At 73.7% G+C, this 3683-nt stretch carries 4 protein-coding genes; 1 reads left to right on the top strand and 3 read right to left on the bottom strand.

From position 1 onward, the window contains the following. A partial coding sequence (locus G3I40_RS07010; protein ID WP_164301291.1) for a hypothetical protein occupies nucleotides 1–836 on the bottom strand: 836 nt, incomplete at its 3' end. A 320-nt stretch (nucleotides 837–1156) separates the two neighbouring features. Between G3I40_RS07010 and G3I40_RS07005 the strand changes: the two genes are divergently transcribed. After that, nucleotides 1157–1612, top strand: a complete 456-nt coding sequence (locus G3I40_RS07005) for an SH3 domain-containing protein (protein ID WP_164301290.1) — start codon at nucleotides 1157–1159, stop codon at nucleotides 1610–1612. A gap of 56 nt (nucleotides 1613–1668) precedes the next feature. On the opposite strand, the gene G3I40_RS07000 is transcribed toward G3I40_RS07005, so the two are convergent. Together G3I40_RS07000 and G3I40_RS06995 are read right to left on the bottom strand one after the other, a co-directional pair. After that, complete coding sequence (locus G3I40_RS07000) at nucleotides 1669–2112, bottom strand: hypothetical protein (RefSeq protein WP_164301289.1); 444 nt, start codon at nucleotides 2110–2112, stop codon at nucleotides 1669–1671. A gap of 88 nt (nucleotides 2113–2200) precedes the next feature. Further along, nucleotides 2201–3424 carry a PP2C family protein-serine/threonine phosphatase gene (locus G3I40_RS06995; protein WP_164301288.1) on the bottom strand — a complete coding sequence of 408 codons (1224 nt, stop codon included), beginning with the start codon at nucleotides 3422–3424 and terminating at the stop codon, nucleotides 2201–2203. Between the last annotated feature and the right edge of the window lie 259 nt (nucleotides 3425–3683).

Below are 3683 nucleotides of genomic sequence, written 5' to 3'. Positions count from 1 at the left end.
CCGCCGAACCCGGCCTTCCCGCTGAGCCACGCCCCGAGCGCCACCGCCGCGCCCACGCCCACGATGACCCACGACGCCGTCCGCATCGACTGCGTCAGCGCGTCGTACACCGCGCCGGCCGCCGCCTTGTCCGCGTCGCTGTCCAGGTCGCCGAGGGTGAGGGAGCGGGCGATCGTCAGGGCGATCAGCAGCGCCCCGGCGCCCAGGGCCATGCCCAGCGCGGTCGCGGCGACGGCGCGCCGGCGGTGCAGGGCCAGGAGCAGGCCGGCGGCGGTGAACACCAGCGCGGCCAGCGGCAGCCACAGGCCCGCGATCTGGAGCATGTGGAACCCCTTGCGCAGCTTGTCGAGGTCACCGGCGGACAGGATGGTGATCTCGGTGTGGGTGACGGGGATCTGGGCGGCGAACGGCACGTTGTCGTGCGCGAGTTGGCGTTTGACCTGCTCGGTGACCGGGGCCAGGTCGAGGGTGACGGCGCCGGAGCTGTCGTCGTCCAGCGCCTGCTGCACCGCGTCGTGGGCGGCCCGGTTCGCGGTGTTCCACGCCTTGTGGAACGCGGCGGTGCCCGTGAACGAGACGACGGCGTCGTGCAGGTACTGCGTGACCGTGGACTGCAGCGGCCCCACGTCGATCTCTTTCATGATCCCGGTGGTCACCGCGTCGGCGACCGCGTTCTGCACGCCCCCGTCGCCGGCCAGCGGCGCCATCGTGGACACGTAGCGGTCGCTGTCGCCGATCTCGTACTTCGCCCAGGTGGACAGCGTGCCCAGCGGGACGAGGAGGCAGGCGAGGACGAGCAGGACGGGGGCGAGGACGGCGCGGGCTCTTCGGGTCACCGTCCCAGGCAAGGCCCCGGCCGGGCGGTGCGCGACCGGGGTGCCACGTACGGACTACGCCCGCTGCTGAAGACGGGTCACGCGCCGCCCGTCCCCGGGCGTGCGCGGGTCGTGAGAGGCGTGTCGTGGCCGGGCCGGGGCCACGACGAGCGGCACTGCCCCGCGCCCGCAACTCCTCGCGCGGCGGGCCGCCGAGGGCGGGCCGCCGGGGCCGGGCTCCGGTGGATCATTCGCCCGAACGGGTGTTTCCTGGACGTGGGGAGCCAAGCGAGCCGGGATCTGCTCCTGCTCCCGTCGCCCCGCTGAGGAGGCCGATGATCATGCGCCGCACCACTCCGGCCCTCGCCGCCGCCGCCCTGCTGACGGGCGGCGTTCTCGCGGTGACCGCGGCCGCTCCAGCAAGTGCGAACGCCAGTTCGAACGGTGGCGGCGGAAACGTCGTCTGGGGGACGGTCGTCTCCCGTTCCGACCTCAACCTGCGCTCCGGGCCCAGCACGTCCGACGCGGTCGTCTACCGGATGGCACCGGGCAGCCAGGACCGCATCGAGTGCGCGACCAACGGCTCCCGGGTGAACGGGACCTCGACCTGGTTCTGGTTCACCGGCGCCCAGGGCTGGGCCAGCGCCGCCTACGTCGACACCGGCGGCCAGGGCGTGCCCAGCTGCTCCGGTTCCTCGGTGCCGTGCCCGCCCGACCGGCAGCAGCAGGGCAGCGGCAATCCGAGCGGATTCTGGTTCCGCTCGGACTACCGCGTGGAGTTCGGCGTCACGAACTAGGTGTGTGATCACGAGCGTCGACGACGCTCGTGATCACGCCTGGACGCCCGCCCGCGTCAGGTGCGGACGTCGTGCTCGGGCGCGTACTCGCTCGACGAGTAGTAGCGGTAGTACACCGCCACGAACGTCGAGCCGGCCACGATCGCGCCCAGCACGATGTTCCACAGGACGGTGCTGTTCGCCAGGCTCTGCAGGAAGCCGACGGCGATGCCCGCGAACGCGCCCCAGACCAGGGCCCGTACGCCGATGTGCCGACTGCCCTGCCGCGTGCACCACTGGTGGATGCCGAAGCACAGCGCGGCCACGACGATGCCGCTGACGAAACCGAGCGCGATGTTGCCGCCGGTGACCTCCTGGCCGAAGCGCTGGATGTTCGCCGCCCAGAACCCGTAGACGGCGCCGGCCACCACCGGCAGGACCTTCCCGAGGGTGGTCACCGAGGGTGTGGCCGGACGTCCGGCGGATGTGGAGCGGGCCGGTGCGGGTGCCGCGTGAGCCATGACGGGCTCCTTTCTGCGTGCCCCCCTGCCCCGTCTTCCATTGAGGGCGCACGCGGGGCGTTCCGCAACACGCGGCGCGACGGCGGGACTACGCGGGCACGTACCGCGGCGCGTACAGCGCGGCGTCGGCGTCCGTGACGTACGGCGCCACGTGCGTCGCCGTCCGCCGGATCACGGTGATCGCCGCGTCGTCGGAGGGCGCGCCGTGCCGGTGCCGGTGCAGGTCCTCGGCGAGCAGCCGCAGCAGCTCGCCGGGCGGGGCCTGCGCGGCCTCGGGCGAGACCAGGCGGGCGAGCCGCTCGCGTACGGGATAGAAGGCGCCGCTCTCGTCGCGGCACTCGGTGACCCCGTCGGTGAACAGCACGAGCGTGTCGCCGGGCCGGAACGGCAGCCGCACCTGGGCCGCGGGCTCCGCGCCGAGCCCGCCCATGCCCAGCGGCAGGCCGGGGGTGACGTCCGGGGTGTGCACGCGGCCGTCGGGGGAGATGACGAGGGGCGGCTCGTGCCCGAAGTTGACGATGTCCACCGCCTCCGCGTCGGGCGCGAAGTGCAGCAGCAGCGCCGTCGAGAACGCGTCCGGGTGCTCGCTGTCGTGGATGCTGCGGGCCCACGCGTTGTAGCGCTGCATGGCCGTCTCCAGGCGGCGGGCCACCTCGTCCACGTCCGCCTCGTGGAAACCGGCCTCGCGGAACGCGCCGAGCAGCGACGCCGACGCGGACACCGCGGGCAGCCCCTTGCCGCTGACGTCGCCGAGGACGCCGCGGATGCCGTGCGGCGAGGGCTGGAAGTCGTACCAGTCGCCGCCGACGCGGGCCGCGCGCGCCGCGGGCTGGTAGAAGTCGGCGATGTACAGCGGGCCGACCCGGTCGGGCAGGGTGCGCATCACGGCGCGCTGGGTGGCCTCGGCGACGTCCGTGACGGCCTGCAGCCGGGACTGCTGCTCCTCCCTGCGGCGCGCGATGAGCACGCCGAGCAGGCCGCCGGTGCCGATCAGCAGCGGGCCGAGGACGGCCAGACCGCCGGACGGCACGGGCGAGAGCGTCTGCAGCGCGATGTAGGTGAGCAGGACCAGGCCGGTGACGACGGCCGTCGTCATGACCGGGGCGAGCAGCGCCACGACGATCGGCACCAGGCCGAGCAGGGCCCGCGCCCGGAAGTCCGAGGGGGTGGCCAGGTCGAGGGTGACGATGGTGGCGACCGTCGTCGAGACCAGCAGCACCATGGCACGCCAGCCGCCCGTGGGACGCGCGGCGCTCGGCCGGGACTCACGGTACGGCGGCTGGTAGTAGCTGCTGGAGCTGCGGAAAGGCATCACTGACGAGGATGCCGGGGCATTGGTCGCACCCTGTAGGGGCGAAGGTCCATACGCCCCTGAGATCCATGTCTCAGCCGGCCGCCGGTCGCCCCCAGGTTCCCTCAGGTGACGGGCACCGGCACGAACCGCGAGGTCACGTGCAGATCGGCGGCGATCGCGGCCCCGGCCTCGCGCAGCGCGGCCCGCCACGCGCCGACGTCGCCGCGCCCCTGGTGGCCGGTGACGTCGAGCGCCGAGACGATCCGTCCGGCCCGGT

The sequence above is a fragment of the Streptomyces sp. SID14478 genome, assembly GCF_010548525.1.
Lineage (GTDB): Bacteria > Actinomycetota > Actinomycetes > Streptomycetales > Streptomycetaceae > Streptomyces.
Note: the sequence above shows the minus strand (reverse complement) of the source record. Positions and strands in the feature narration are given on the sequence as shown.